General features: G+C 67.6%; 32 protein-coding genes and 1 tRNA gene. 15 read left to right on the forward strand and 18 right to left on the reverse strand.

The annotated features are described in order from the left end of the window. On the forward strand, positions 1 to 324 hold a 324-nt coding region (locus tag AX690_RS10985), incomplete at its 5' end, for a prephenate dehydrogenase dimerization domain-containing protein (protein ID WP_156447820.1). 84 nt (positions 325 to 408) lie between these two features. Here AX690_RS10985 and AX690_RS10990 read toward each other — a convergent pair. Continuing rightward, entirely contained in the window at positions 409 to 1,263 is an 855-nt protein-coding gene (locus tag AX690_RS10990; protein ID WP_066686323.1) for a DUF6065 family protein, read from the reverse strand. A gap of 180 nt (positions 1,264 to 1,443) precedes the next feature. On the opposite strand from AX690_RS10990, the gene AX690_RS10995 reads away from it, so the two are divergent. Together AX690_RS10995 and AX690_RS11000 are read left to right on the forward strand one after the other, a co-directional pair. Further along, positions 1,444 to 1,782 carry a calcium-binding protein gene (locus AX690_RS10995; RefSeq protein WP_066686321.1) on the forward strand — a complete coding sequence of 113 codons (339 nt, stop codon included), beginning with the start codon at positions 1,444 to 1,446 and terminating at the stop codon, positions 1,780 to 1,782. A 417-nt stretch (positions 1,783 to 2,199) separates the two neighbouring features. Further along, positions 2,200 to 4,053, forward strand: a complete 1,854-nt coding sequence (locus AX690_RS11000; protein ID WP_066686319.1) for an ATP-binding protein — start codon at positions 2,200 to 2,202, stop codon at positions 4,051 to 4,053. Positions 4,054 to 4,069: 16 nt separating this feature from the next. On the opposite strand, the gene AX690_RS11005 is transcribed toward AX690_RS11000, so the two are convergent. After that, positions 4,070 to 4,738: a winged helix-turn-helix domain-containing protein gene (locus tag AX690_RS11005; RefSeq protein ID WP_066686317.1), complete on the reverse strand. Its 669-nt coding sequence runs from the start codon at positions 4,736 to 4,738 to the stop codon at positions 4,070 to 4,072. Positions 4,739 to 4,789: 51 nt separating this feature from the next. On the opposite strand from AX690_RS11005, the gene AX690_RS11010 reads away from it, so the two are divergent. The 3 genes from AX690_RS11010 (at position 4,790) to AX690_RS11020 (ending at position 6,702) form a co-directional block, all read left to right on the forward strand. Next, positions 4,790 to 5,809: a S41 family peptidase gene (locus tag AX690_RS11010; protein WP_156449632.1), complete on the forward strand. Its 1,020-nt coding sequence runs from the start codon at positions 4,790 to 4,792 to the stop codon at positions 5,807 to 5,809. A gap of 132 nt (positions 5,810 to 5,941) precedes the next feature. Next, positions 5,942 to 6,016, forward strand: a tRNA-Gly gene (locus AX690_RS11015). A gap of 77 nt (positions 6,017 to 6,093) precedes the next feature. Then, entirely contained in the window at positions 6,094 to 6,702 is a 609-nt protein-coding gene (locus AX690_RS11020; protein WP_066686313.1) for an HD domain-containing protein, read from the forward strand. A gap of 32 nt (positions 6,703 to 6,734) precedes the next feature. On the opposite strand, the gene AX690_RS11025 is transcribed toward AX690_RS11020, so the two are convergent. The 8 genes from AX690_RS11025 to AX690_RS11060 all read right to left on the reverse strand — a co-directional run bounded on the left by AX690_RS11025 (position 6,735) and on the right by AX690_RS11060 (position 11,849). Further along, positions 6,735 to 7,625 (reverse strand): TraB/GumN family protein, encoded by an 891-nt coding sequence (locus AX690_RS11025; RefSeq protein WP_066686311.1) that lies wholly within the window; start codon positions 7,623 to 7,625, stop codon positions 6,735 to 6,737. Between the two features lie 69 nt (positions 7,626 to 7,694). After that, positions 7,695 to 8,582 (reverse strand): alpha/beta fold hydrolase, encoded by an 888-nt coding sequence (locus AX690_RS11030; protein WP_066686309.1) that lies wholly within the window; start codon positions 8,580 to 8,582, stop codon positions 7,695 to 7,697. A gap of 106 nt (positions 8,583 to 8,688) precedes the next feature. After that, complete coding sequence (locus AX690_RS11035) at positions 8,689 to 8,883, reverse strand: helix-turn-helix transcriptional regulator (protein WP_066686307.1); 195 nt, start codon at positions 8,881 to 8,883, stop codon at positions 8,689 to 8,691. Next, a complete protein-coding gene (locus AX690_RS11040) occupies positions 8,880 to 9,452 on the reverse strand; it encodes a hypothetical protein (protein WP_066686300.1) in 573 nt (190 codons plus the stop codon). The genes AX690_RS11035 and AX690_RS11040 overlap by 4 nt, the downstream gene beginning before the upstream one ends. Positions 9,453 to 9,482: 30 nt before the next feature. Beyond that, positions 9,483 to 9,920: a hypothetical protein gene (locus AX690_RS11045; protein ID WP_066686296.1), complete on the reverse strand. Its 438-nt coding sequence runs from the start codon at positions 9,918 to 9,920 to the stop codon at positions 9,483 to 9,485. A 27-nt stretch (positions 9,921 to 9,947) separates the two neighbouring features. Then, the gene (locus tag AX690_RS11050) at positions 9,948 to 10,208 is read right to left on the reverse strand and encodes a hypothetical protein (protein ID WP_082769614.1); all 261 of its coding nucleotides are present in this window, start codon (positions 10,206 to 10,208) and stop codon (positions 9,948 to 9,950) included. Between the two features lie 116 nt (positions 10,209 to 10,324). Beyond that, positions 10,325 to 10,627 (reverse strand): hypothetical protein, encoded by a 303-nt coding sequence (locus tag AX690_RS11055; RefSeq protein ID WP_066686292.1) that lies wholly within the window; start codon positions 10,625 to 10,627, stop codon positions 10,325 to 10,327. A 202-nt stretch (positions 10,628 to 10,829) separates the two neighbouring features. Further along, positions 10,830 to 11,849 carry a 2'-deoxycytidine 5'-triphosphate deaminase gene (locus AX690_RS11060; RefSeq protein WP_066686290.1) on the reverse strand — a complete coding sequence of 340 codons (1,020 nt, stop codon included), beginning with the start codon at positions 11,847 to 11,849 and terminating at the stop codon, positions 10,830 to 10,832. A gap of 177 nt (positions 11,850 to 12,026) precedes the next feature. Here AX690_RS11060 and metZ point away from each other — a divergent pair, with 177 nt between their 5' ends. The 3 genes from metZ to AX690_RS11075 all read left to right on the forward strand — a co-directional run bounded on the left by metZ (position 12,027) and on the right by AX690_RS11075 (position 14,157). Next, positions 12,027 to 13,211 carry an O-succinylhomoserine sulfhydrylase gene (gene metZ, locus AX690_RS11065; RefSeq protein WP_066686288.1) on the forward strand — a complete coding sequence of 395 codons (1,185 nt, stop codon included), beginning with the start codon at positions 12,027 to 12,029 and terminating at the stop codon, positions 13,209 to 13,211. Further along, the gene (gene apaG, locus AX690_RS11070; RefSeq protein WP_066686287.1) at positions 13,192 to 13,656 is read left to right on the forward strand and encodes a Co2+/Mg2+ efflux protein ApaG; all 465 of its coding nucleotides are present in this window, start codon (positions 13,192 to 13,194) and stop codon (positions 13,654 to 13,656) included. Before metZ ends, apaG begins: the two co-directional genes overlap by 20 nt. Positions 13,657 to 13,761: 105 nt before the next feature. Continuing rightward, the gene (locus AX690_RS11075) at positions 13,762 to 14,157 is read left to right on the forward strand and encodes a hypothetical protein (protein ID WP_066686286.1); all 396 of its coding nucleotides are present in this window, start codon (positions 13,762 to 13,764) and stop codon (positions 14,155 to 14,157) included. A 24-nt stretch (positions 14,158 to 14,181) separates the two neighbouring features. Here the strand turns inward: AX690_RS11075 and AX690_RS11080 are convergent, their stop codons facing one another. The 6 genes from AX690_RS11080 to AX690_RS11105 form a co-directional block, all read right to left on the reverse strand. After that, positions 14,182 to 15,105 carry an Hsp33 family molecular chaperone gene (locus AX690_RS11080; protein ID WP_066686285.1) on the reverse strand — a complete coding sequence of 308 codons (924 nt, stop codon included), beginning with the start codon at positions 15,103 to 15,105 and terminating at the stop codon, positions 14,182 to 14,184. A 207-nt stretch (positions 15,106 to 15,312) separates the two neighbouring features. Beyond that, positions 15,313 to 16,248: an ornithine carbamoyltransferase gene (gene argF / locus AX690_RS11085; protein WP_066686284.1), complete on the reverse strand. Its 936-nt coding sequence runs from the start codon at positions 16,246 to 16,248 to the stop codon at positions 15,313 to 15,315. A 62-nt stretch (positions 16,249 to 16,310) separates the two neighbouring features. Next, the gene (locus AX690_RS11090; RefSeq protein WP_082769615.1) at positions 16,311 to 17,528 is read right to left on the reverse strand and encodes an aspartate aminotransferase family protein; all 1,218 of its coding nucleotides are present in this window, start codon (positions 17,526 to 17,528) and stop codon (positions 16,311 to 16,313) included. Between the two features lie 152 nt (positions 17,529 to 17,680). Continuing rightward, positions 17,681 to 18,199, reverse strand: coding sequence for a hypothetical protein (locus tag AX690_RS11095; RefSeq protein ID WP_066686282.1), 519 nt, complete (start codon positions 18,197 to 18,199; stop codon positions 17,681 to 17,683). A gap of 5 nt (positions 18,200 to 18,204) precedes the next feature. Then, positions 18,205 to 18,861, reverse strand: a complete 657-nt coding sequence (locus AX690_RS11100) for a TetR/AcrR family transcriptional regulator (RefSeq protein ID WP_066686280.1) — start codon at positions 18,859 to 18,861, stop codon at positions 18,205 to 18,207. 96 nt (positions 18,862 to 18,957) lie between these two features. Further along, a complete protein-coding gene (locus AX690_RS11105) occupies positions 18,958 to 19,779 on the reverse strand; it encodes an ABC transporter permease (RefSeq protein ID WP_066686277.1) in 822 nt (273 codons plus the stop codon). A 237-nt stretch (positions 19,780 to 20,016) separates the two neighbouring features. On the opposite strand from AX690_RS11105, the gene gcrA reads away from it, so the two are divergent. The 4 genes from gcrA to AX690_RS11125 all read left to right on the forward strand — a co-directional run bounded on the left by gcrA (position 20,017) and on the right by AX690_RS11125 (position 23,128). Beyond that, the gene (gcrA, locus tag AX690_RS11110; protein ID WP_066686275.1) at positions 20,017 to 20,535 is read left to right on the forward strand and encodes a cell cycle sigma 70 cofactor GcrA; all 519 of its coding nucleotides are present in this window, start codon (positions 20,017 to 20,019) and stop codon (positions 20,533 to 20,535) included. Positions 20,536 to 20,628: 93 nt separating this feature from the next. Further along, the gene (xseA, locus tag AX690_RS11115; RefSeq protein WP_066686274.1) at positions 20,629 to 22,149 is read left to right on the forward strand and encodes an exodeoxyribonuclease VII large subunit; all 1,521 of its coding nucleotides are present in this window, start codon (positions 20,629 to 20,631) and stop codon (positions 22,147 to 22,149) included. Between the two features lie 28 nt (positions 22,150 to 22,177). Further along, a complete protein-coding gene (locus AX690_RS11120) occupies positions 22,178 to 22,390 on the forward strand; it encodes a DUF2093 domain-containing protein (RefSeq protein WP_066686272.1) in 213 nt (70 codons plus the stop codon). Between the two features lie 210 nt (positions 22,391 to 22,600). Next, a complete protein-coding gene (locus AX690_RS11125; protein WP_066686270.1) occupies positions 22,601 to 23,128 on the forward strand; it encodes a response regulator in 528 nt (175 codons plus the stop codon). Here the strand turns inward: AX690_RS11125 and AX690_RS11130 are convergent. Further along, the gene (locus AX690_RS11130) at positions 23,125 to 24,069 is read right to left on the reverse strand and encodes a lysophospholipid acyltransferase family protein (RefSeq protein ID WP_066686268.1); all 945 of its coding nucleotides are present in this window, start codon (positions 24,067 to 24,069) and stop codon (positions 23,125 to 23,127) included. The two genes, AX690_RS11125 and AX690_RS11130, sit on opposite strands and share 4 nt — an antisense overlap. A 112-nt stretch (positions 24,070 to 24,181) precedes the next feature. Between AX690_RS11130 and AX690_RS11135 the strand changes: the two genes are divergently transcribed. Further along, positions 24,182 to 24,565, forward strand: coding sequence for a helix-turn-helix domain-containing protein (locus tag AX690_RS11135; RefSeq protein ID WP_066686267.1), 384 nt, complete (start codon positions 24,182 to 24,184; stop codon positions 24,563 to 24,565). A 69-nt stretch (positions 24,566 to 24,634) separates the two neighbouring features. Next, the gene (hisN, locus tag AX690_RS11140; RefSeq protein ID WP_066686266.1) at positions 24,635 to 25,471 is read left to right on the forward strand and encodes a histidinol-phosphatase; all 837 of its coding nucleotides are present in this window, start codon (positions 24,635 to 24,637) and stop codon (positions 25,469 to 25,471) included. Here the strand turns inward: hisN and AX690_RS11145 are convergent. After that, positions 25,446 to 26,417, reverse strand: coding sequence for an alpha/beta fold hydrolase (locus AX690_RS11145; RefSeq protein WP_066686265.1), 972 nt, complete (start codon positions 26,415 to 26,417; stop codon positions 25,446 to 25,448). The two genes, hisN and AX690_RS11145, sit on opposite strands and share 26 nt — an antisense overlap.

Here is a 26,417-nt window from a genome sequence, read left to right on the forward strand (position 1 = left end):
GTCGGCAGCGCGGCGGATCTCGAGAACGTCACCGAGAACGAGGTCATCAAGTACTCGGCCTCGGGCTTCCGCGACTTCACCCGCATCGCCGCCAGCGACCCGACCATGTGGCGCGACATCTTCGTGGCCAACAAGGACGCGGTGCTGGAGATGCTGGGCCGCTTCACCGAGGATCTGCAGGCCATGAGCCGCGCGATCCGCTGGGGCGACGCCGACACCCTTCACGCTCATTTCACCCGCACCCGAGCGATCCGCCGCGGCATCGTGGCGGCGGGTCAGGAAAGCGCGGAGCCGAACTTCGGTCGCGATCGGGGCAAACACTAGGCATAGTTCCGCTTGCGGGCTCTCGCTTCATGCACTTGGAGCGCGTTCGGCCGTCTAACGGCAGACACTTAAACCCAACGCGCTTTAGTCTGGCTTGCGCGCCCCCTTGCGGTGGGCCGGACAGACCCGCCGGGATCCCGTCTGCCGGAACTCCGCGAGCCGGATCTTCGACTCGTGATCCGGCGCGCCCGGCCGGCCGTCCGGGTGCAAGCCGCGATAGTAGAGCTTCTGCCACTGATCGGCCGACGCCTTTGGCTGGTTTTCCCTGATCCACTGCTGGAAGGCGGCGCGGGACGCGGCCCAGCCACGGTAGCTTTCCAGCAGTTCGGGTGAATCCTCCATTGGACGTAGCTCCGGCTTCAGCCGATCGACGACGCCGCGCGGAGTTGGAAAGAAGAAGCAGAACGGTTCGTTCTCCTCGAACCGGACCCAATGATTTGGCCGCGTGAAGCGCCAGTTCATCGTAAAGGTGTACGGCGCCCAATCGGTCTCGATCACCCCGCTCATCGGCGCGATGCCGTCCTTCATGGCGTTCGGCGGTCCGCCCACCCAGAGGTTCCAGCCTTCGGACGTTCGCATGATCCCTTCGACATGAAAGGTCAGGGTCCCGCTGCCGAACAAGGAGACTGGCGCGCGCTTCTTGTCCGCGCCCTCGTCGACGACGATCTCCACTGAACGAGCCCCGACATCGCCGAGCCAGCGCGCGGAGAAACCACAGGGGTTCAACATGACCCAGCCATGAGCGTTGGCGATGGCCAGGGGCAGGCAGCGATAGGCGAAACTATCGGGCGTCGCCGTCATCCAGTCGCGCTTGGCCGAAGCCGGCTCGACCTTCGGCCGCCACCCCTCGTGGACGTAGCAGATGAGTTCGGTCTCGGCGGCGCGGGCCGGAGCATGCCGGGGACGCTCGGGAACAGAGCCCTTCAACCGCTTCCGCATCAATTCGCCTCAAAGCTAGCCGTCACTTGGCCTATCGGCGTGATACGACAGTTTCGTGTCTTCCTCGGGCAGGGCCAGCACAAGGTCTGGCCCGGCGCGGCCTTATTCCCGAAACACGCCAGCAATATTCGCGGCCGATGACGGTCCACGGAGAGATTGATGAGAAGGGAGCGACAGCCCATGCGCCTAGTGCTCACCGTTGCGCTTGCCGCGCTGACCACCATCGCCGCGACCGGTATGGCGTCCGCCCAGGACGGCCCGCCGCGCGGCATGCCTGCGCCGGAAAACATCTTCAAGCGTTGGGACGCCAACAGCGATGGCGCCGTCGACAAGACCGAATGGACCGGCGCCGGACGTCCGGAAGACCGCTTCGCGATGATCGACGCCAACAAGGACGGCAAGATCAGCCTCGATGAGCTGAAGACCGCCTTCGAGACGATGCGCCAGCGTCGGATGCGGCAGGGCGACGGCCCGCCTCCCGGTCCGCCGCCGGAAGGCCCGCCGCCTCAGGGCAACTGACCGGCGCCCGCGTCAAATCCCAACGCCGCCCGGCCCTCGGCCAGGCGGCGTTTTTCTTTGCCCACTTGCCGTGACCGAGCGCCCGTTCTGGTCCGCCTCGCCAAGCCATCGACCCAAGGCGATGGACATGACCGATCCGGGCGCGGCTTGATCCCCACGACGGCCCGCCGAACCGGCGGCGCATACCCGAAATGAGGCCGCAAACCGGCGCACTTGGCGCCCCGCAGGAAGCCGAGCCCCGACGGATGATCTAGGCTGCGCGAAATCTTCGTGAGCAAAGTTCGACGGGGGGCAAGTGCATGGTTTCCAACATGTTTGCCATTTCGCGCGTCGCTTTGTCGCGAGACGGCCGCGATGACTTGTCCCACCGCGCCATGCATAAGCTTCGGCAACCTCAGTCGTGACCCCTAGGCAGACATGACTCTGGCGCGAGGACGTTCGAGCATCCGCGACAATCCCCTCTCCTTGGCCCTCGTTCGGCAGGCGTCGCGCAACAGCGTCGCGACGATGGGCGTGCAGGCCGCGGCCGCCATAGGGGTGACCCTGGCGGCCCTGCCCTCGGAGCGTCCGATCTACTGGATGTGGCTGACCGCGACCCTGGCCGTCCTTGCCGCGCGCATCGTCGTTGACCGCTTGCTTGCTTCGGCTTTGCGAGGCGGCGCTCTGGCCAAGCGGCTGAACGCGATCGTGGTGGCCTTTTCCGCTGGCTTGCTCATCAGCGCGGCGCTCTGGGCGATCCTGGCGTGGCTGCGCTTTCCGATCGACAGTCAGCGCACCCGCTTCGTGATCATCGTCGTGCTGTCGGCCTTGGCCGGCGGCGCCACCGGTGTTTTGTCCCCGCTGAAGCTGACGGGACGAATCTATATCTCGTTGATCCTCCTGCCGGCTTCCGTGGCGCTGCTGCTGGGTCCTGACCGAGCGTTGGGGCTGTTGGGCGTCGCGTTCTGGCTGGTGATGCTGACCGGCCATCGCAACAATCACGCCCTGTTGGTCGACTCCATCCAGCTGCGTGATCAGAACCGCGACCTCGTCGAGGCCCTGGCGCGCCGGAGTCACGATCTGAACAGCCTGAACCAGGAACTCGAGGCGCGGGTAGACCTGCGCACCAGCCAGTTGCGGGAAGCCACCAAACGCGCCCAAAGCGCCAACGAGGCCAAATCGCGCTTTCTGGCCACGGTCAGCCATGAGATGCGAACGCCGCTGAACGCCATCCTCGGCCTCGGCCAGATCGTGGCCCGCTCGTCCCTGACCAAGAAGCAGCGCGATCAGGTGCTAGAGATGAAGGGCGCGGCCCGGCGTCTGCGGATGATGATCGACGACGTGCTGGACCTCTGTCAGCTGGACGACGGCGCGCTGCAGTTGAAGCCGCGGCCGTTCCGCCTGACCGCCCTGGCCCAGTCGCTTGACAACCTGCATCGCCCCACGGCCGAGGCGCGCCATCTGCGCCTGACCATGCACATGGAGGCGAGCCTGGGAGAAATCCGGCTTGGCGACGTCGATCGCTTGCGTCAGGTGATCAGCGTGCTGATCGACAACGCCCTCAAGTTCACCCAAGAGGGCGGCGTCGATTGCCGGATCAGCGGCGTGCGCGACGATCTTTGGATCCAGGTCGTCGACACCGGCGACGGCGTCGCGCCCGAAAAGATGGCCGTCATCTTCGAGCGTTTCAGCCAGATCGACGACTCGACCAAGCGCGCGGCGGGCGGCATCGGCCTGGGTCTGGCGCTTTGCCAGGGCCTTGTCGCCAAGATGGGCGGCGAGATGTCGGCCTCGTCGCAGCCCGGCCAGGGATCGACCTTCAGCCTGCGCATCCCCTGCCCGGCCATCGCCGACGCGCCGCAACGCGCGCCGAGCCCGCGCGCCGAGGATGAGGAGCCCCCCACCCTGCTGGTCGTCGACGACAACGCGATGAACCGCGAGATCATCGCCGCCCTCGTCGAGCCTTTCGGCATCGCCTGCGGCTTCGCCGCCGACGGTCGCGAGGCGGTGGAGGCCTGGCGGCGACAGCCCTGGGACGCGATCTTCATGGACGTCCACATGCCGGTGATGGACGGCGTAGAAGCCACCCGCGCCATCCGCCAGGAGGAAGGCCGCCTGGGCCGCCGGCGCGTGCCGATCGTCGCGGTGACCGCCAGTCTGATGGAACAGGAAACCGCCGGCTACCACGCCGCCGGCATGGATGACGTACTGCCCAAGCCGATCGAGGTCAGCGCTCTGGCCGAGATGCTGGCCCGATGCGTCGGCGGCGGAGAGGCTGCGGCGGAATCCTAGAGTCGGCGGGCGGAGCCTAGCGCAGGACGAACTCTCGCGGCTCATCGGCCGGCGCGGGGCAGCCGGGCGACGAAGGCCTTGGCGGCGCGCGATCGGCGGCGGACGGCGCGCCCTCGCCGCGGATCACCTGCACCTGCTTGACGCAACGCCCATCGGCGACGCGCTCCATCCGCACCTTGCGGATCTCAAACGTCGGCGGGACGACCGCCTGGATCCAGGCATAGGCCGCCGCGCCGCCCCCGCCGACGACGACGAGCGCCAGGGCGGCGCTGGCGGCGACCCAACTCGGCCCCAGACTCCAGCGTGGCGACGGCGCGCGGGCGGCGGCCGACGGCTCCTCGAAGATCCAGCGATAGCCGAGCTTGGGCACGGTCTCGATGAAGCGCGGCGCCCGGACGTCATCGCCCAGCGCCCGTCGCAACTTGGCGATCGCCTGGCTCAGAGCCTCATCGGACCCCTCCTGCTCGCCCCAAACCGTCTCGATCAGGTGATCGCGCGAGGCGGTCAGGCCAGGCCGCCCCGACAGCACCAGCAGGAGCTCGAAGACCCGCGGCTCAAGGGCGCAGGACCCGTCCGGGGCGCGCACGCGCCGGCTCTCCACGTCGACCGTGACGTCGCCGAACGCCAGCGGAGCCGGAGCGCGTCGACGATCAGCTTTTCGAGATGTTTCCGTCAGGACTTCCACGCGGCGATCGCCTCCCTTGCGCCCATTCAACCACCTCATAAGGAGACGACTGTGCGGCGCAATTTGGTCATGACGATCGGTCTTGGGACGATCGCCCTTGGTTTGACGCTGATCACCGTTCAACCCGGTCTGGCCATGCAGGCCACCCCGTCGGCCGAGGCTCCCGCCCTTGGCGCGGCGATCGACAGCCTGGCCGACAAGCTGCGGACCTCGTACGTCGAGCCGGCGGTCGGCGAGCGCTACGCGGCCATGCTGCGAGCCAACCGATCGGACTATCTGGACATCACCGACCCGGCGGCGCTGGCCAAGCGCGTCACGGCCGACCTGCAGGCGGTGCACGCCGACGGACACCTGCGCGTGACAGTCGCCAGCGCTAGCGCCGCGCCGGGCCGGCCGCGCCCCGCCGACGGTCCCGTCATCCTGGACCCGAAATGGATCGCCGATGGCGTGGCTTATGTCCGCTTCACGATGTTCGACGGGTCGCCGGAAAGCCTGGCGATCCTGGAGACCTTCATGAAGGCGCACGCCGACGCCAAGGCGATCATCTTCGACGCGCGCGAGCACCACGGCGGCGGGCCCGACGAGATGGATGTGATCCTGCCCTATCTGTTCGCCAAGCCAACCCGTCTGGTCACGCTCGATCTGGCCCAGTCCGTGGTCGACGCGCTGGAGTCTCCGCCCCAGGATCCGCCGTCCATGCGCCACGTCGCGGGGCCGCCCGGCGTCTACCGCCGCGAGCACTGGGTCACGCCAAACGCCGAGACCGGCCTGCGGAACGCCAAGGTTTACTATCTGACCTCGCGCGCCACGGCCTCGGCCGGCGAGCATCTGGCCTTGGCCCTGCAACGCACCCATCGCGGCGTCCTGATCGGCGAGCGCACCGCCGGGGCCAACCACTTCGGCGGCTTCGAGCCCATCGGCGCGGGCCTCACCGCCTTTGTTCCCGTCGGCCGCGCCTTTGATCCCGACACCGGCAAGGACTGGGAGACCGTCGGCCTGACCCCGGACGTCGCGGTTCCAGCCGACCGGGCCCTGGACAAGGCCCTAGAGCTGGCCAAAGCCGGCTCCTAAGGATCCTCGCCGCGCGGCGGCCCGGAAGCCTCCAGCCCGAGCCGCCGCGCCATCGGTCCCCGAGCCCTCGAAATCAAGTCGCGCGAGCGCTTGAGTAGAGCCCCGAGCCGGGCTAAACGGTTCGTCCCTTTGGCGGGCGTAGTTCAGAGGTAGAACGTCAGCTTCCCAAGCTGAATGTCGGGGGTTCGATTCCCCCCGCCCGCTCCAAGTTCCCCTTCATCGCGTTGACGGCTCCCGGCTTCGGGCGCACGATCGCCTCAAACAGACGTTTGGGGAGAAACGCCATGGCCGACGGCGCGGTCGATCCGCACGCCCACGATCGGGCCAAGTTCCACGCCATGGTCGATGGCACGGCCGAGGACTGGGCGATCATCGCCAGCGCGTCGGCCGAGTTCGGGCGTGACCTGCCCAAGCGCCTGGTCGCGCACCTGAACCTGCTGAAGGGCGACTGCGGCGGTTTCGCTATCGACCGGCTGGAGCACAGCCTGCAGACCGCCACGCGCGCCCACCAGGCCGGCGAGGACGAGGAATATGTCGTCTGCGCCCTGCTGCACGACATCGGCGACATTCTTGGGCCGCGCAATCACGCCGACATCGCCGCGGCGATCCTTCAACCGTTCGTGTCGGAACGAAACCACTGGATGGTGGCGCACCACGCCATCTTCCAGGGCTATTATTTCTTCCATCACCTGGGCCTGGACCGGAACCTGCGCGACCAGTTCCGAGGCCATCCGGACTTCGAGTACACAGCGAAGTTCTGCCACGTGTACGACCAGGAAGCCTTCGATCCGAACTTCCAGTCGATGCCCCTGGAGGCGTTCGAGCCGATGCTGGGCCGGGTGATGAGCACGCCCAAGCGCTCGATCTACATGCCCTCGCGAGCGGCGGAGTAAGCGGCCCTCCCCGGCGGGAGGGCCGCAGACCTTTACTCGACCCGCTCGGCCTTGATCCCCAGCTTGGCCAGTTGAACCTGGACGCTGTCGGGCCCCACGAGGTGGCCCGAGCCCACGGCGACGAAGCTGACGCCCGAGCCGGCGAGCTTGGTCTTCAGCTGGTTCGCCCAGTCCTGGTTGCGCTTGATCAGCAGCAGTTCGTAGAGCTCGGGATATTCGCCCTTCATCTCGGAGACGAACTGCTTCTCCAGCTCCGTGACATCGCCGGCGGCCCAGGCGGCGACCATCTTGTCGATCTTGGCGACGCCCTCGTCGACGTCGTCCAGGGTCGAGCGCAGGAAGTCGGCCTCGGTCTTGGGCGGCAGGTCGGCGAAGAAGCGGATCTGCTGCTCGGGAGTCTCGAGGCCGTTCTTGGCCTTGCCCGTCTCGGTCGCCGCCTTGACCAGCACCTGCTCCACGCCGCTGCGCGGATCGTAGCCGGCCTTGATCACCGGCGCCATCGACAGCGACACCGCCGCCAGCCAAGGCCGCATGGCCTCCAGCGCCTGGGGCGGCACGCCGCCGCCCTGGGCCAGTTCGGCCGCGTGCTTGAAGGCTTCGGGACCGATCTTGCTGGACAGCGGCTTGGCCGGATCCAGGCCGTACTTCAGCACCAGGGGCTGCATCACCGCGGGATCGTCGCCGCCCACGATCTCAAGCGTCAGGTCGGCGCTGCTCTTGAAGGCCTGGTCGATCTTGGCCGAGCGCCATTGGGTGTCGGGCTTGAGGATGTGGATCGTGCCGAACAGGTAGATCGTCGAGTCCTTGTCCTTGATCGCCCAAAGCGCGGGTTCGGCCAGAACAGGCCCCGCGACCGTCAGGGCGATGGCGGAGATCAGGCCCGTGCAAAGGCGGCGGGCGTGGCGGTTCAGTTCGCGAAGCATGGTCACTCCTAGGGATGGATTGAGCGTTGGCTGGGTTTGCGACGACGGCAAGGGCCGATCGCCAGGGAGCTATTTCAGGAAGGCCTCGACCGCCTCGGCGAAGGCCTTCGGCTGGTCCAGCATGATGAAGTGGCGGCTGTCGTCGACACGCTTGAGCGTGACGCCCGGCAGGGCGGCATAGGCGTCGGCGTAGGTCTTCTCGACCATGGACGCCGGCGCGCCCATCGCCGGATCGTAGGGATAGAGCAGCGTCGTGGGCGCCTTGACGCCGCCCAGACCCGGGCGAGCGTCGGTGGTCAGCAGGTCGTACATCGCCCGACCGACGACCGATTGCGACGAGGCCTTCGACCAGGCCAGCATCAGCGCCTGGCCTTGGGCGGACTTCACGTAGCGCGGCGCGGCCATGGCCTGCTGGCTGGCGAAGGCTTCGGCGCTCATGGCGATGGTGGCGTCGCGCATGGCGGTTGCCTGGGGCTTGACGCTCTCGACCGTCGCGGTCGGCGAAAACAGCAGCGAGAAGAACGGCAGGCTGTCGACGATCATCAGGCGGCCAACGTCCTCGGGATGGCGCTCCGCCAGCAGCAGACCCGCGAAGCCGCCCATCGAGTGGCCGATAACCGCCGGGGACTTGAGATGATTGGCCTTGATGTAGGCGTCGACCGCCTCGACCAGGGGCTCGACGACCGGACCTTCGGCATTGCCCGCGACCGGCGCGCCGGCGAAGCCCGCCACCTGGACGACGTGGACGCGATGCGAGGCCGAGAGCTGCTTGACCGCGCCGTCCCAGACGGCGGCGGACGAGGCCAGGCCCGGGATCAGCACCACGTCGGGGCCCTTGCCGGTGACCGTGACGGTCATCCGGTCGGCGGCGTGGGCCGGGCCGCCAAACACGCCGAGCGCGGCCAGGATCGCCATGACGACGGCGAACAGATGGGCGCGGGGCATCAGCTTTTGCATCGTGCTTTCTCCTTGGAACGAGGCGCGCGGAAGGGTTCGGCGATGAGCGCCGAGCGTTGCGGATTACTGGAATGGTTCGGGGCTGCTCGCCCCGGAGGGACGAGGCTCAGGCCTCGTCCTGGAAGATCGCCTCGATCGGTTGGCCGAACAGCCGGGCGATCTTGAAGGCCAGGGGCAGGCTGGGGTCGTACTTGCCGGTCTCCAGGGCGTTGACGGTCTGGCGGGACACTTCGAGCCGGTCGGCGAGATCAGCCTGGCTCCAGTCCCGCTCGGCGCGGAGGACCTTCAGGCGGTTCTTCATTGGTAGCGCCTCCGGATGAAGGGCTGGCTGAAGCCCCAGGCCAGGCAGAACAGCGGGAACACCAGGAACAGCGGCGGCGCGGGGACGACGTTGGCATTGCTGAGGAAGCCCCAGACGGTGGTCACCGCGAGAACCGCGCCAAGCCCCCAAAGCATGGCCTCGACATGGATCCTCCGCTCGAATTCGTCGGGTTCTTCTTTCAGATACAGCCCCATCGCCAACAACACGCCCAGGATCGGCACGGCCGGAGCGGCGGCCACGATCCACAGGAGCGGTCCGTCGAGATGCGCGCCGCGGAACAAGGACAGCGATCCAAGCAGGGCCGCCGTGTAGGCGAGCATCGACACGACCAAGCGACGGCGATAGCGCTTCATCACCGGGCCGATCTTTCCGCCCTTTAGGCGCGCGGTGCCGACGAACATGTAGGCCGTGTAGACCGCGACCCAGGCGAGGATGGCGATCACCATCGCCGGCCCCGAGAATGGACGGGCCAGTTGCAGCCAGAACGGGATCGCGGCCAAGGCGACGGCGCCTGCGGCAAACAAGGCCCATTTGGTCCAAGTCGGCATAGTCTGACCTCCTCTCGGTTCGGTTCGCGATCAGCGCTGACGCAGCCACCAGGCGGCCCAGACGAGGCCGTAACCGATCAGCTGAGCGGTGATCAGGGCCGCGATGCCGATCGCCGCCCATTCGGCGGGCGAGCGCTGCCCCATCAGGGCGACCAAGCGCGCGTCGCCGACCAGAAGCGGCAAAGGCAGCACGAGCAGAAACGGGCTCGACCCACCCCAGAACCATGCGAACTTGTGGGCCTCGCGGGCGGCCTCATCGATGTTGCGCCAGTAGATGACGCTGGCGACCACGCCTGCCACCGCTAGAACGGCGAATCCGACGCCGATCTGGACCGACGAAAAGGAGAACTTAGCGTCCTCGGCCATGTAGTAGCCAGCGCCGCAGACGAACCCGATCAGGAAGGCGCCAAACAAGGCCCTCGATGCGAGGCTCTGGCGACGGGCTTGGCGGCTGGTGTGTTCGCTCATGAACGGATCCCCGATACAGAAGGTCGACTAAAGCCCAGCGAGCGCTTCGACGGCGCCGCCCTCATCGGCTTTCGCCTGTTCGGCTGGCGCGAGCGCGCGCTCTCGGAAGACGAACAGCAGGATCGCGGCGAGCGTGGCCAAGCCCACGCCGACGCCGGCCGCCAGAATGGGTCCGCCCATCTCGCGAGCGGCGCAGACGGCCGTAACCAACGACGCGGAACTCGCGGACAGGCCGATGGCGAGCTTATCCGTCCGGCTGACGGAAGCGCGGCGGGCGTTCTTTTTCATGACAAGCCTCCTGGTCGAAATGACAAGTATGTTTGTCATTGAAAGCGGACCAAGTGTCAAGCGACCTTGTCATTTTGTCCAGTTAGCAAGACTAAATGACGGATAAGTTTGATGTTTCAGGCCGCGCGCTGGTCGAGAAAAGGGTCGCGCGAGAGGGCGTCGCCGGTCACGACTCGCCAATGAACCGCCTCGAGACGCTTGCCGGCCAGGGCGCGCCCCAAAACGCCGGGGCGCGGACGGCTGACGATCTCCCAGCCATAGCGCGAGAAACGGTCGCCGAAGTCGGACCAGCGGATCACGCGCCCCTGGGCGTCCTGCCGCCAGATCGCCTTGTCGCAGCCCGGGATTCGCGCACAGCGCTCCCAGGCGTCGATCCGACCTTGAAGGATCAGGAACGGGTCTTGAGCATGCCGGGACAAGGCGGCCTCCGTGATCTTCCGTCGTCCTCCGCGCCCGGCGACTCAGAAGATCACCGCCCGCGAGGACGAGACCAGGATTTGTGCAACAACACGCACTGTCCACTAGATGTAGTGCGGCGCGTTGCCGCGCGACCGGCCTGCGACAGGCTCTATCTTGGAGCGCGTTCGAGCGGTTTAGCCGCTCACACTTAAGCCTAACGCTCTAGGACCAGATCTTGAAGTGCTTGGAGAGTTTCAGCCCCTGGCGCTGGTAGTGGGAGCCGCCCTCCCCGTACAGCCGCGCCGGCCGCGCCGTCAGCGGCTCATAGACCAGGCGCGCCACCGTCTGGCCATCCTCCAGCAGGAACGGCGTCTCGTGGCTGCGCACCTCCAGCACGCCCTTGGAGCCGCGCGCCAGCGCCTCCTCGGTGCCGAAACCTGGATCGAAGAAGCCGGCGTAGTGGACGCGGAACTCGCCGACCGACGGGTCGATCGGGGTCATCTCGGCCGCTTCCATCACCGGGATCTCGATGTCGTCCTTGCTGGCCAGAATGTAGAACTCGCCCGGATCCAGCAGCAGCTCGCCGTGGCGGGCCTCCAGCGGCTCCCAGAAGTCGCGCGGATCGTGGCCGTCCTCGTGGTCGAGGTCGACGACGCCTGCATGGCGACGCCCCCGAAAGCCGACGACGCCGGCGGTCAGGTCGACGCCGACGCTGCGGATCGAGAGCTTGGCCGGCTCGCCGCGCTTCAGGCGCAGCTGGTTCAGCCGCGTGCCCGCGCGCACCAGCACCGAGAAGGTCTGTGGCGCGATCTCGATATAGAGCGGCCCCTCATAGCCGGCGTCGACGTCGTCGAAGGCGCGGCTATGGTCGGTCAGCAGGCGAACGAAGACGTCCACGCGGCCGGTCGAGCTCTTAGGGTTGCCCCGCGCCGAAACGTTGCCCGGCAGGGCCAGCCGCTCCTGGATCTCGGCGATGTAGACGCAGCCCTTTTCCAGCACCGCGCCCTTGGTCAGGTCCAGCTCGTGCATGGCCACGTCCCTGAGACGCTCGGGGACGCGACGATGCAGGCCCGGCAGAAACGAGGCGCGGACCCGCCAGGCGCGCGCGCCCAGGCGCAGGTCCAGGCTGGCGGGCTGCACCTGATCGACGTCGAACGGCGTGGCTGAGGTGATCGCCTCCTCGGCGATCAAGTCCTCGATCGTTTGGCAGGGCAGAATCCCTGCGGCGTGTGCATCGGTCATCGGCGCGACACTCGCCAAACGCGGCCGCAAACGCAAGGCTCGCCGCATTTCTTCGCGGGTGGGACAATCGACCGAACGAAGCGTGACAATTCTTCCGCCGTCCGAGCGGTGTTGTGGCTTGACCCAGCGTCCCCTCCCCCTCCTTATGCCCGCGTTTTACGCGTAGGAGGCAAGGCGGTGGCCGAAGATCCGAAGGACTGGGATGTCGCGACGAAATTGATCCGCGGTGGGATCGCGCGCTCGCAGTTCATGGAGACGGCCGAGGCCCTCTACCTGACGCAAGGCTTCACCTACGACAGCGCCGAGGGCGCCGACCGCCGCTTCGCCGGCGACGAGCCCGGCTTCGTCTATTCGCGGTTCAACAATCCGACCGTGAAGATGTTCGAAGACCGTCTGGCGCTGCTGGAAGGCGCCGAGGTCTGTCGCGCCCAGGCGACCGGCATGGCCTCGATCCACGCTTCGCTGATGGGGCTGGTTCGCGCCGGCGACCACGTGGTGGCCGGCCGCGCCCTGTTCGGCTCGTGCCGCTGGATCATCGCCGAGTGGCTGCCGCGCTTCGGGGTCGAGACCACCTTCGTTGACGCCACGGACCTGAAGGCCTGGGAGGCGGCTATCCGCCCGAACACCAAGGCCGTGCTGATCGAGACGCCCTCTAACCCGGTGCTGGAGATCACCGACATCGCCGCGGTCGCCGAGATGGCGCACGCCGTCGGCGCCAAGGTCATCGTCGACAACGTCTTCGCCACCCCAATCTTCCAGCAGCCGCTGAAGCTGGGCGCCGACGTCGTTGTCTATTCGGCCACCAAGCACATCGACGGCCAGGGCCGGGTGCTGGGCGGGGCGATCCTGACCAGCGAGGCGATCAACGAGGAGTTCTACCGCGACAGCCTGCGTCATACGGGGCCCTCGCTGTCGCCGTTCAACGCCTGGGTGATGCTGAAGGGCCTCGAGACCCTGGACCTTCGCGTTCGTCGCCAGGCCGAGACCGCGGCGGCCTTGGCCGACGTGATGGCCGAACACAAGAAGGTCCAGACCGTCCTCTATCCGTTCCGCGAGGACCATCCGGGCTACGCGATCGCCAAGAAGCAGATGAGCGGCGGCGGCACGGTGATCGCGCTGGACCTCGGCTCCCGCGAGGCGGCCTTCAAGTTCCTGAACGCGTTGGAGATCGTCGACATCTCCAACAATCTGGGCGACGCCAAGTCGATGGCGACCCACCCGCCGACCACCACCCACCGCTCGGTGCCGGAGGCTGAACGTCCGTCGCTGGGCGTGACCGAAGGCGGCGTGCGCCTGTCCGTGGGCCTGGAAAGCCTGGCCGATTTGACGCGAGATGTGACCCGTGCGCTCGATCAGGCGTGAGACCTCCCCGCCGATGCAGCGGATGCGCCGGCGGCGCGGCCAGGCCGCGACCAGCTACGAGGCGCGCACCCGCGACATCGTCGTGCGCGTGTTCCCGACCTATGCGGCCGAGGACTCCTCGCCCGAGGACGGCGTCTATCTGTGGTCGTACACGGTGGAGATCGAGAACCACGGCGGGGAGACCGTCACCCTGGTCTCCCGCCGCTGGACCATCACCGACGGCCTCAATCGCGTGAACGAGGTCGAGGGCTCCGGCGTGGTCGGCGAACAGCCGGAACTGAAGCCCCGCGAGGCCTTCCGATACGTCTCCAGCTGCCCCCTGCCCACGCCGTCGGGCGCGATGCGCGGCAGCTATCAGATGGTCACCGAGGACGGCGAGCTGTTCGACGCCGAGATCCCTGAGTTCTCGCTGCACCTGCCCGGCGCGGCGATGAAGGTGAACTGACAAGACACATCTGAAGTTGCACCAAAGAGATCTTCGCGCCTTAATGGCGAGGTTTTAGAGGCGCGACCCGGTTCGCCCGTGCGCCTCCATGATCGGGAGTCCGCCATGGCGACCTACACGGTGAATATCGTCAATTCGTCGCTGATCTCGAAACCGTATGTGCTGTTCCTGCCGCCCACGCCCCTATCCGATACCGGCGCGTCGCGGATCATGACGAACGCCTGGGCGGTCCTGGCGGCTCCGGCTCGCGGCGATTGGGACCTCGTCACCTACACTGGCGAGTCCTACGCCACCTGGAATCCGCAAGCCGCGGACCTCGGCCGCGACGCTATACTGGGGCTGAACACGAGCCCGCCCGGGGCCGGCGGCGCCAACATGATCGACACTTCCAGCTTCACGTGGGGCGGCGGCCCCTCGCCCGTGGCGACGTTCAACGCGGCTCAAGCCGAGACGCCTGATGTCACGTCCGCCGAGGCGTCGACGCCGGCCGAAGGGACATAGAGCCCCGCGATCCGGCGCCGACGGTCAGGCCGACGGCGCTTCCGTCGTCGGCGGGTCCAGCTTGTAGATCCGCGAGCAGTACTCGCAGGTGACGTGGATCTTGCCGTCCGGCTCGATCATCTCCTCGACCTCTTCGGCCGAAAACGAGTCCATGACCACGCCGATCCGGTCCTCCGAACAGCGGCAGAAGGCGCGCAGCGGCTTCTCGTCCAGCAGACGCACGCCGTCTTCGTTGAACAGGCGCCACAGCAGGGTCGGGGTCGAGACGGTCGGGTCGATCAGTTCGTCCTCGCCGGTCGTCTCGAACAGCGCCGTAACATGTTGCCAGGCTTCCTGCGTGTCGCCGCGCGCCTGGTCGCCCGCGATGACCTGGATCAGGATGCCGCCGGCGCGCCATTGCGGCCCCTCGCCCGTGTCGACCTGGCCGACGGCCAGGCGGATGCGGGTTGGGGTCTGCTCCGACTGGGCGAAGTACTGCTCGGCGCACAGCGCCAGGGTCTCGCCCTCGATCGGCGTCACGCCCTGGTAGCGGTCCATGTCGGGCCCCTGGTCCAGGGTCATGATGAAGACGCCGCCGCCCAGCAGGGTCTTGGCCCCGGGACGCGCGAAACCTTCCGACACCGCGGCGACCTCGTCCGGGTCGAACCGGCAGTAGCCGCGCAGTCCGCCCGAGGTGTCGTAGTCGACCACCACATAGCGCACGGGGCCGTCGCCCTGGGCCTGGATGATCAGGCGGCCTTCGAACTTCAGACTGGAGCCGACCAGGGCGGCCAGCGCGCAGGCCTCGCCCAGCAGGTTGGCGACAGGCTCGGGATAGGCGTGGCGCGTCAGCACCTCGTCCACGGCCTGGCCCAGCCGCACGACGCGGCCGCGCACGGGCAGTCCTTCGATCTGGAACGCGGAAACGACGTCGTCGAGGACGCCCGGAGTGGAAGCGATGTCGGTCATGGGGCGGTTAAATAAGCGGTCTTGAGGAAATTGCGAGCCTGAGCGCACGCGACAGCATGACCCGATCCGGGGAAAGCGACGTCCTGCCGCATTGCACAGCTTGCTGAGTCGGCGCACCGATGAGGGGCCGTCGCTTTTGCCCATACGCGCCGGCGCAGTCGGCCAGCGCATCTCCAACCGGGCGCTGGCCGGCGCCCTCTTCCAGATTTAGCCGATCGCGCCGAACGCCCAGGCCAGAACCGACTTCTGGGCGTGGATGCGGTTTTCCGCCTCATCCCAGACCAGCGAACGCGGGCCGTCCAGCACCGCGTCCGTGACCTCCTCGCCCCGGTGGGCCGGCAGGCAGTGCAGGAACACGCCGTCGCCCTTGGCCAGGTCCATCAGCTTGTCATCGACCTGATAGGGCTCCAGCGCCGCCAGACGCTCGTCATGGTCGGTATCGCCCATCGAGACCCAGGTGTCGGCCACGACGACGTCGGCGCCGCGTACGGCCTCCTGCGGGTCGGTCGTCATGGTGACCTTGCCCTGCAGGCTCTCGGCCCGGGCCAGGTCGTGCAGGTCGGCGTGATAGACCGCCGGGCAGGCGATCTTCAGCTCGAAACCCAGCAGCGGCGCGGCGTGGATGAAGCTGGAGCAGACGTTGTTGCCGTCGCCGACCCAGGCGATCGTCTTGCCGCCGATGTCGCCGCGATGCTCCTCGATGGTGAGGATGTCGGCCATGATCTGGCACGGGTGGCTCTTGTCGGTCAGGCCGTTGATCACCGGCACGGTCGAGACCTGGGCGAAGCGCTCGACGTCGGCGTGGCTGTTGGCGCGGATCATCACCGCGTCGACCATGCGCGACAGCACCTTGGCGGTGTCCTCGATCGTCTCGCCGCGGCCGAGCTGCATGTCGGCCGAGGTCGAGATGATCGCCGAGCCGCCCAGCTGGCGCATGGCGGCGTCGAACGAGAAGCGGGTGCGGGTCGAGTTCTTCTGGAAGATCATCGACAGCACGCGGTCCTTGGCCGGCGCGTCGGCGTCGACCTTGCCTTGCGGCCAGCCCTTGCGGGCGGTCTTGCGGGCCTTGGCGTCGTCCAACAGCAGGCGCAGCGTCGGGCCGTCCAGCTTCCACAGGTCGATGAAGTGGCGGGGGGCGGTCATGGGCCAAATCCCTCACACCCGCTCCGGCAAGCCGAAGCGGGCGATTTCAAAGGTTCAGATTGCTAGGCGGAAGCCTTGGCGCGCGCGGCCTCGCAAGCCTTTTCCAGCTTGGCGATGGCTTCGCGGGCTTCCTCGATGGTCAGGTTCAGCGGCGGCAGCAGGCGCACGCAGTTGTCGCCGCCGCCGGCGACCAGCAGATGCTGGTCACGGGCCAGGACCATGAACTCGCGGTTGTTCGGGATCAGCTTGATCCCGATCAGCAGGCCCTTGCCGCGGATGTCGACGATGACGTCCGGGAAGCGGTCCTTAAGCCCGTTCAGCTGCTGGGTCAGGAAGCCGGAGACGGCGTTCACATTATCCAGCGTTTCGGGCGAGTTGATCAGGTCGAAGGCCGCCTTGCCGACCGCCATGGCCAGCGGGTTGCCGCCGAAGGTCGAGCCGTGGGCCGCGACCGTCATGCCCTTGGCCGCCTCGGTCGTGGCCAGGCACGCGCCGATCGGGAAGCCGCCGCCCAGGGCCTTGGCCACCGCCATGATGTGCGGCTCGCCGCCTTCGGCCCACTCGTGGGCGAAGAGCTTGCCCGTGCGACCCATGCCGCACTGGACTTCGTCATAGATCAACAGCACGCCGTGCTCGTCGCACAGCTGGCGCAGGCCCTTCAGGCACTGCGTCGGGACAGCGCGCGCGCCGCCTTCGCCCTGCACCGGCTCGATGATGATCGCCGCCGTGGTCGGGCTGGCGATCGCGGCCTTGATGGCGTCGTGGTCGCCGAAGGTCAGCTGCTTGTAGCCCGGCAAGCGCGGACCGAAACCGTCGACATAGCTCGGATTGCCCGAGGCGTTGACGGCGGCGTAGGTGCGGCCGTGGAACGAGCCGTCGAAGCCGTAGATGTCGATCCGCTCCGGCTGGCCGTTGGCCGAGTGGTACTTGCGGGCCGTCTTCAGCGCGCACTCGACGGCTTCCGTACCCGAGTTGGTGAAGAACACCACGTCGGCGAAGGTCGACGCGCAGATGGCGTCGGCCAGGGCTTCCTGCTCGGGGATCCGGTAGATGTTCGAGACGTGCCAGAGCTTCTCGGCCTGGGTCTTCAGGACCTCGACCAGCACGGGGTGGGCGTGACCCAGACCGTTGGTGGCGATGCCCGCCACGCAGTCCAGATATTCGCCGCCGTCGGTCGAGAACAGGCGCGCGCCTCGGCCTCGCTCGAACGCCAGCGGGGCGCGGTTATAGACGCCCATGATGTGCTGTTGCGAGGAGTTGGACGACGTCGCGGTGCTCAAGAGACCGACCTCCCTAAAGGAAACAGGCCCCCGCGCTCTGAGCGCGGGGACCGGAAGGCCGCAGGTTGTCGCTTTGGAACGCGGTTGTGTCAATCAACGGACGATGAAATGGCCCTGAAATACGGGCAAAATCGCGGGGTCTGCCCCCAGGGTCACACCTCTTCCGGCAGGGAAGCGGCGAACATCTTCCCCGCGACGTCCGGTCGGTAGAACGCATGGTACCGCTCGCTGCCCTTGGGCGGCAGGACTTCGACCAGAAAACGGTTGTCGATCCAGAGCTCGACGAGGTCGAAGGCGCCGCCGCGATCGCAGTGAACCGCGCGCCAGCGCCGCTGGGCGCCGATCGCCATGATCTCTTCCACCGATAGCTTGGTGGTGATGGCGACGTGGAAGCCGCTGGCGTCCTGCGCCGCGCCGTCCTGGCGGATCTGGGTTTCCCACGGCATCACGAACGGACCGTCCGAGGCGCGCCCGTCGGGCTGGCCCTGACCGGGATGATGGGCGGCGGCGGCGGGCATGACCTCGACGCCGAGACCCGAGCCGTCACGGGCGATGGCGACCCAGGCACCCTCCACCACCGGAAACGGCATGACTTCGCCGTCGATGATGCGGCCAAAGATCTCGGCCGTGGCGCGAGGATCGTCGGCGGGAAGGGAGATGTGAGCGATCATGGCGGTCAGCTTTCCGGCTGGACTGTGCTTGCGGTGAACAGGGCGAAGGGATCGGGGGCGATGGACGCCGCGCCACGGGACTTGAGGTCGGCCAGCAGGACCTCGATCGCCCACCCAAGGGCGTCGGCGGCCGGCTGGCCCGTGAGGTTCCACTGCTCGCGCAGCGAAAGCCACGAATAGGCCGAGTAGAGCAATTGCAGCACCGCGGCGGCCTTGGACTGCTCGCCTTCGGGCAGGGCGGGCGAGGCCTGGGCGACCACCGCCAGGAAGGCCTCGCGGCGCTCGGGATCGAGGCTGGCGCGCGCCGCGCGCCCTTGAGGCGTGGTGACGCGCGCCACGATCTGGGCGGGGTTCGTGTCGAAGCTGGCCAACAGCGGCGCGATCTTAGCCCGCAAGTCGGCGGGGCTCTCGGGCATGCCCACCCGAATGCCGTCCTTGCGGTTCAGATGCTCCCACAGCCCCTTCAGCAGCAGCTCGCGGCTAGGAAAGTGACGATAGACGGTGACCTCGGTGACCCGGGCCCGCTCGGCCACGGCGCGATTGGTCGGCGCCTGCCCCTCGCCCTCCTCAACCAGCGCCGCCATGGCCGCGAGAATGCGCTCGCGGGTGGCCTCGGCCTGGTCGCGCCGCAGCGCGGAGTTATATGATCGAACAGATGACATGATGTAATTATGTATTACATCAATTAGAGCGGCACAACACGAAAAAGCCCCGGACCTTTCGGGCCGGGGCTTGAAGGCAGAAACGGAAGGTTGGGGTCAGCTTTTCAGCCGGTACCCCGTCACGAACAGACGCCAGCACCACAGGAACAGCGCCACGGTCAGCAGGCCGGTCGAGACCACGCCGATCGCGAGCGAGCCGTCGGCGTGGCCGATGAAGCCGTAGCGGAAGCCGTCGATCAGATAGAAGAACGGGTTGAAATGGCTGGCCGAACGGAAGGGCTCTGGCAGCCTGTCGACCAGGTAGAAGGTTCCGGACAGGAACGTCATCGGCATGATCAGGAAGTTGGTCACCGCCGCCAGCTGGTCGAACTTCTCGGACCACAGGCCGGCCGCTACGCCGGCGAGGCCAAGGCTCAGGGACGCGACAGCGCCGAAATAGACGATCGCCCAGGGATGGATGATCGAGAGGCCCGCGCCAGGCAGGACGCCCACGACCAGCGCCGTGACCGCGCCGACCACGATCCCACGCGTCGCCGCGCCTAGAGCGAAGGCCGAGACCTGCTCCAGCGCCGACAGCGGCGGCGTCAGGAAATCGGGCGTCAGGCCCATCATCTTGGCCTGGATCAGGGACGACGAGGAATTGGCGAAGGCGTTGTTCAGGATCGCCATCATGATCAGACCCGGGGCCACGAAATGGCCGAAGGTGACGCCGCCGACGGCCGGCCGACTGGCGCCAACCGCAACCACGAAGACCAGCATGTAGAGCAGAGTCGTGACGACCGGCGCGGCCACCGTCTGGGTGCCGACCTTCCAGAACCGGCGGATCTCGCGCTGATAGAGGGTCAGGAAACCGCTCCAGTTCCAGCCGTGATAGTCGCGCGGCTGCGGCGGAATGACGCCCTTCGCGGTGTCTCTCATGCGTTCAACCCGTTGTTCTGCTTGGCCATGTGCGCCCTCGCCCCCCTTTTCGCAAGCTCGGGCTTGCGTGAATCAACATCTTGTTTCTGTGGACAGAGTCGTTGGCGCCCATTGTGTGTTTTAATGCATTCTTTACGATTAGTAGTAGGACGACCGCCGGCGGGGCGGTTCGATCACCAAATATGGGGTGATGGGCGTGGGGACGCCCGCATTCCATCACAATGGCGGAGACGGGTTATGAGCTGGACCGACGAACGGGTCTCGACCTTGAAGAAGCTGTGGCTGGACGGACTGTCGGCCAGTCAGATCGCCAAGCAACTGGGCGGCGTCACGCGCAACGCCGTCATTGGTAAGGTTCACCGTCTCGGCCTGTCGGGCCGCGCCGCGCCTTCGCAACCGGCGCGTCCGGCCTTCAAGGCGCCGCGCCCGGCCCGTCCGGCCGCCCAGGCCATGCCGTCGGCGCCGCGCCGCGTGACGCCGATCGAGGCGCCGTCGATGCCCGTGGCCGCCGCGCCCGCGCCGCTGCCGGCGTTCCGCCACGAGGAGCCGGGCTCGGCCACCGTGCTGACCCTGGGCGCCCACATGTGCAAGTGGCCGATCGGAGATCCGTCGTCGGAAGGCTTCACCTTCTGCGGCCGCCGCTCCTCGGAAGGCCCCTACTGCGTGGAACACGCCCGCGTGGCCTACCAGCCCCAGCAAACGAAGAAGAAGGGCGGCGCCACCGAGCTCGCCCGCTCGCTTCGCCGCTACATCTAAGAAGAACAAAAGTCTCTCAGAGCGGCGGATCCCGGACGGCCAGGCGGTCGTCCGGGATTTTCCATTTCTAGGGGAGGTTCTAGATAGGAGCCCATGACGGACCTCGCGCCGAACGATTCCAACGCCCCGCCCTACTCGGTCTCGGAACTGGCCTTCGCCCTCAAGCGAACGCTGGAGGACCGCTACGGCTTCGTGCGGCTGCGCGGCGAGCTCAGCAAGGTCACCCATCACTCCAACGGCCACGTCTATCTGACCATCAAGGACGACAAGGCCGCGATCGACGGCGTCGTCTGGAAGGGCAATGTTCGGAGTCTGGGCGTGCGGCCCGAGCACGGGCTCGAGGTCATCGTCACCGGCAAGATCACCACCTATCCGGCGGGCTCGCGCTATCAGATCGTCATCGACAGCATGGAGGCCGCCGGCGTCGGCGCTCTGCTCGCCCAGCTGGAGCGGCTGAAGGCCAAGCTGGCGGCCGAGGGCCTCTTCGCCCCCGAGCGAAAACGCCCCCTGCCCTCGATGCCGGCCGTGGTCGGCGTGATCACCAGCCCGACGGGCGCGGTGATCCGCGACATCCTTCACCGCATCCGCGACCGCTGGCCGTGCCACGTGCTGGTCTGGCCGGTCGTCGTGCAAGGCGACGCCGCCGCCGCTCAGGTCAGCGCGGCGATCCGGGGCTTCAACGCCATCCTGCCCGGCGGCCCCGCGCCCCGTCCCGACATCCTGATCGTCGCCCGGGGCGGCGGCTCGGTCGAGGACCTGTGGGCCTTTAACGACGAGGCCCTGGCCCGCACCGTCGCAGAAAGCACGATCCCGCTGATCTCGGCGGTCGGCCACGAGACCGACACCACCCTGATCGACTTCGTCTCCGACCGCCGCGCGCCGACCCCGACGGCCGCCGCCGAGATGGCGACGCCGGTTCTGGCCGAGCTGCGGGCGCTGATCTCCGATTTCGACCGTCGCCTCAGCCGCTGCAGCGCCCGGACAATCGAGGAGCGTCGCACCCGGCTGCTGGGGGCCGCGCGCGGCCTGCCGCGCCCGAACGACCTGCTGGCCCTGGCCCAGCAGCGCTTCGACATCGCCTCGGGCCGCCTGGACGCGGCTCTGCACCGCAACACCACCGTTCACGCCCAGGACCTTCTAAAGGTCACGGCGCGCCTGACGCCGGACGCCCTGCGCCGCCAGCACGCCGCCAAGGCCGACCGTGTCGCCGATCTGGGCCGCCGCCTGAACGCCTGCGGGACCCGCTCGGTGGACCGCGTGCGCGATCACGCTCGCCTGCCCCTGCTGTGGACGCGTCTGGGCTCGGCCGCCGAGCGCCGCCTCGCGCGGGCCAATGATCAACTGGCGAACCTGGAGAAGCTGCGGGTGTCGCTGAATCCGGAACGTCCGCTGGAGCTGGGCTTCGCCCTTGTCCGCAAGGGCGACGGAACCCTAGCCCGCTCGGCGGCCGATCTCGTGTCCGGCGAGCGCGTGAACCTGAAGTTCAAGAGCGGCGATCGGGATGCGGTGATCGATGGCGAAGGCGGGATCGTTCCACCCCAGGCGCCCGCGCGTCCCGCGCCGCCCCGTCCCAAGCCGGCTCCGCCCAAGACCGAACAGGGCGACCTGTTCTGAAACGCCGCTCTGGCGTAGAGTATGGACCATGAACGCTTTCGATCGTGATCTCGGCAAGTCCGACGGCTTGGCCGTCCTGCATTATGGCGACGGCGAATACGCCGTGCTCTCGCCCGGCCGCTTCGTGCTGTGCGCCGTCACAAACGCGAAGATTCCGCTGGAAGCCCTGCGCTACTGGAGCCCCGAGCATCAGGAGGCCTACGCCGGCGCGGCCGAGGCCCTGAAGCGCTGGCAAGGCTGAGCGTTCGCGTCGCGTCGGGGCGTCTATTCCACGCCCCCAAGCTGTCCGGCCGACATTCGGCCAGACTTTCGGAATCTCTGTTCGCGTTATTCGTGTCTAGCTTGAGCTTAAATCATTCGTTAGCAATGCCGCCCCTGTCGGTGCGATAGGTCGCGGGGAGCGGCTTATGTTCCGATTCTCCTGCGAGATCCTTGAGGAGGCGGCTACCGAATGCCGGCAGCGTTTGAAAAGCTGCGTTTCCTGCTGGTGGACGACAACCAGCACATTCGGTCGATCGTCTCGACGATCCTGAAGGGCGTGGGCGCGCGGCAGATCCGGGAAGCGATGGACGGCGCCGAGGCGCTGCAAGTCCTGCGGGACTGGCGTCCGGACATCGCGATCGTCGACTTCAAGATGAGCCCGCTGGACGGCGTGCAGTTCACCCATCTGGTTCGCAATGCGGACGACAGCGTTGATCCCTTCCTGCCGATCATCATGCTGACCGGCTTCGCCGAACGGCATCGCGTGTTCGAGGCGCGCGACGCCGGCGTCACCGAGATCGTGGTCAAGCCGGTCACCGCCCGGTCCCTGCTGGACCGGATCAACACGGTGATCTTCCACCCGCGACCGTTCATCCGCTCGCCGGACTATTTCGGTCCCTGCCGCCGACGCCGGAACGACCCATCGCACAAGGGCCCCTTCCGCCGGGCCGGCGAAACGGACTCGGGCGAAGCGCCCAGCGACACGGTCGAAATCTAGGTCGTGGACCCGTCGGCCCGCTCGCGCTCGGCCAGGGCGGCGTAGACCTCGTTCGGCCAGCGACGGTGCACCCAGAACCACTCCGCCGGCCGCTCGCGGATGCGGTCTTCCATGAAGGCGTTGATCATCCGCACGCCCGCCTCGATGTCGGCCGTGCGGTCTCCGGTCTTGGGCGGAACGATCGGCTCGTGCACCACCGCCCGGAAGCGGGCGCCCTTCAGGCGCTGCACCGACATGGGCTGCAGGACCGTGCCGAAGCGGATCGCCAGGCGCGTCGGTCCGGGCGCGGTGCGGGCGTCATGGCCGAAGAACGGCGCGGCCACGCCGCTGTTGAACTTCTGGTCGTTCATCAGGGCGACCGAGCGCCCCTCCTTCATGCCTTCCAGCAGCTCGCGGGCGCCGTCGCCGCCCTTGGGCGCGAACAGGCGAACGCCATAGCGGAAGCGACTGTCCTTGATCCGCTTGTCGACATAGGGGTTGTTGGCCGCGCGATAGGTCATCTCGCAGATCACCCCGCTGTCGACGATCGCCGCCGGCATGACCTCCCAGTTCGACAGGTGACCCGAGACGAAGACGACCGGGATCTTGTCGCGGGCGATCTCTTCCAGGCGCTCCTTGCCCACGACCTCGACCCGCCCCGTGGACGGCAGGATCTTGTCCATCAGCGGGAATTCGGCGAACGAGCGGCCCAGGCCCTCCCACTGCTCGTCGAGGATACGAGCGTGCCAGGCGGCGTCCTTCTCGGGGAAGGCCAGCTTCAGATTGCGCGCGGCGACCTTATGCGCGCCGCTCATCGGCCCGAACGTCCTGCCCAGCCAGCCGCCGAAATCGGAGGCGCGATCCACGCCCATCAGGCGCACCGCCCCGATGAAGAGGTCAAAGCCGAAGGCTTCCAACCGCCACAGCAGATCCTGCACCCAAGGCCGACGCTTCTCAGACATGCGCCCTTAGTAGGCTTGGCCGGCCGCTTCGCGCAACGGCACGCGATTTGCGGCTGGTCGGGCGTCTCGTTCCGTTTCGGTACGGGAGAAGGTTAAGGGGGCAAGAAGTTCCATGGGTAACGACATCGACGTCCACCTGGGCAAGCGCCTGCGTCGGCGTCGCCGTCTGCTGGGTCTGACGCAGCAGCAGTTGGCCGAAACGGTCGGCGTGCGCTTTCAACAGATCCAGAAGTACGAGTGCGGCGCCAATCGCATCTCCGCCGCGCGGCTCTGGCAGTTGTCCGAGGCGCTGGAGGTGCCGGTCGGCTACTTCTACGACGGCCTCTCGGCGGTCCGACGCGAGATGGTTGGCGAAGCGGCCGAGAGCGGCGAGATGTTCGCGCGCAAGGAGACGCTGGACCTGGTCCGCGCGTATTACCTGCTCGGCGAGCGACCCCGCCGGCGTCTTCTGGACCTCGCCAAATCGCTGCATGGCGGCGAACTGGTGGAAGCCTAGGTCCGCCACGCAACCGATACGCGCGGAAAGGCGTGGCGCGGCGGCGGCTGGAAAGCTAAACCCGCGCGCATGACTCTTTCCGCTGATCGGCTCGCGGCGCTCGACGCCTTCGTCATCGACCTGAACAAGGCCTCGGCGGCCGCCATCCTCCCGCTTTTCCGGGCGGACCACGGCCTGGAGGACAAGGGCGCGGGCAAGAACCTGCCGCGCGACACCCACGGGGCCTTCGATCCGGTGACCGAGGCCGATCGCGGCGCGGAAGCGGCGATTCGAAAGCTGATCGCCGAGCGCTATCCCGAGCACGGCGTGATCGGCGAGGAATACGGCGAGGATCGCCCAGACGCCGAGTTCGTCTGGGTGCTGGACCCGATCGACGGCACGCGCGCCTTCATCTCGGGCCTGCCGCTGTGGACGACGCTGATCGGCCTGCGTCACAACGGTCGGCCGGTGCTGGGCTCGATCGGCCAACCCTTCACCGACGAACTGTTCATCGGCCACGCTGGCGGCGCGCGCCTGATCCGCCACGGCCAAAGCGCGCCGATCCAGGTGCGCGAGTGCGCCAATCTGAACGATGCGGTGATCGCCACCACCGATCCCGACGCCTGCTTCGACGGCGCCGAGCGCGGCGCCTGGCTGCAGGTGCGCGCGGCGGCCAAGCTGGCCCGCCTGGGCTGCGACGCCTACGCCTACGCCATGGTCGCCATGGGCAAGATGGACATGGTCATCGAGGCGGGCCTCAAGTCCTGGGACATCGAGGCGGCCATCCCCGTGGTCGAGGCCGCCGGCGGCATGGTCACCAACTGGCGCGGCGAGACGATCGGCCCGAACGGCGGTCAGATGGTCATCTCGGGCGACCGTCGTCCCTTGGACGAGGCCTTGGTCAGCCTTCGACGTTCGGCGAAATAGGCGCAACGGCGTCGACCGTCTCGTCGAACGCCTTCCAGAAGATCGCCCGGCGGGGATCGGTCTCGATCAGGATCTCGTGGAACGCCCCGGGAACCTCGATGTACCGCCCCCGCGGCAGGCGCTCTGCAACCGCCTTCAGGGCAGGATTGAGCACCCTGTCGTCTAGTTCGGCGGCGACGATCGTGACCGGGATATCGAGCCCTTCGACCGTACCTCGCCGCGCCAACCAGGCGCAGGCCGACACGGCGAAATCCAGCCACCCCCAGGTGACCCCGCCCAGGGCGATACGCGGATCGGCCTTCAACTGGGCGCGATAGCGGTCGTAGCGCGCGCGATCGTGGGTGAGCTTGTCGGCCTCGAAGGTCTGGGTCAGCGGATCATAGGCGCCGCCGCTGACGTACTGGCCGGCGAGACCGAACCGGGACAGCGTCCAGGACAGAGCGACGGCCGCCCACGGCGGAACCCCGCCGGTATTGACGCCCAGCATCGGCGCCGAGAGCACGCAGGCCGCAAAGCGCCGCTCTCCCTTGGCCAGGGCCAGCAAGGTCAGGCAGCCGCCCATCGAGTGGCCCATGGCGATCCAGGGCTTGGGCAACCGCGCCTCGAACGCAGCGAGCAGCGCCGTATAGTCTTTCAGAAAGGGCTGATAGCCGCGCGCATGGCCTTTCAGCCGGTCGGGCAGGCCGCGCGCCGAGAGCCCCTGCCCTCGCCAGTCATGCAGCAGCACGGCGAAACCGCGCGCCAGCAGGTCTTCGACGACCTCGAAATACTTCTCGATGGGCTCGGTGCGACCGGGGCTGAGCACCACGCTCCCACGCGCCGGGCCTTCCGGGAAAAAGCTCGCGGCGCGGAGGGTTGCCCCCTCCGCGCCGCGGAACCATTCAGCCTCGCCGTGATCTGGAACCGGGGCCTCGGGGATCGAGACCAGATAGGCCGGTTCCGCCAT

The organism is Caulobacter sp. CCH9-E1, from assembly GCF_001556515.1.
Classification (GTDB): Bacteria; Pseudomonadota; Alphaproteobacteria; order Caulobacterales; family Caulobacteraceae; genus Caulobacter.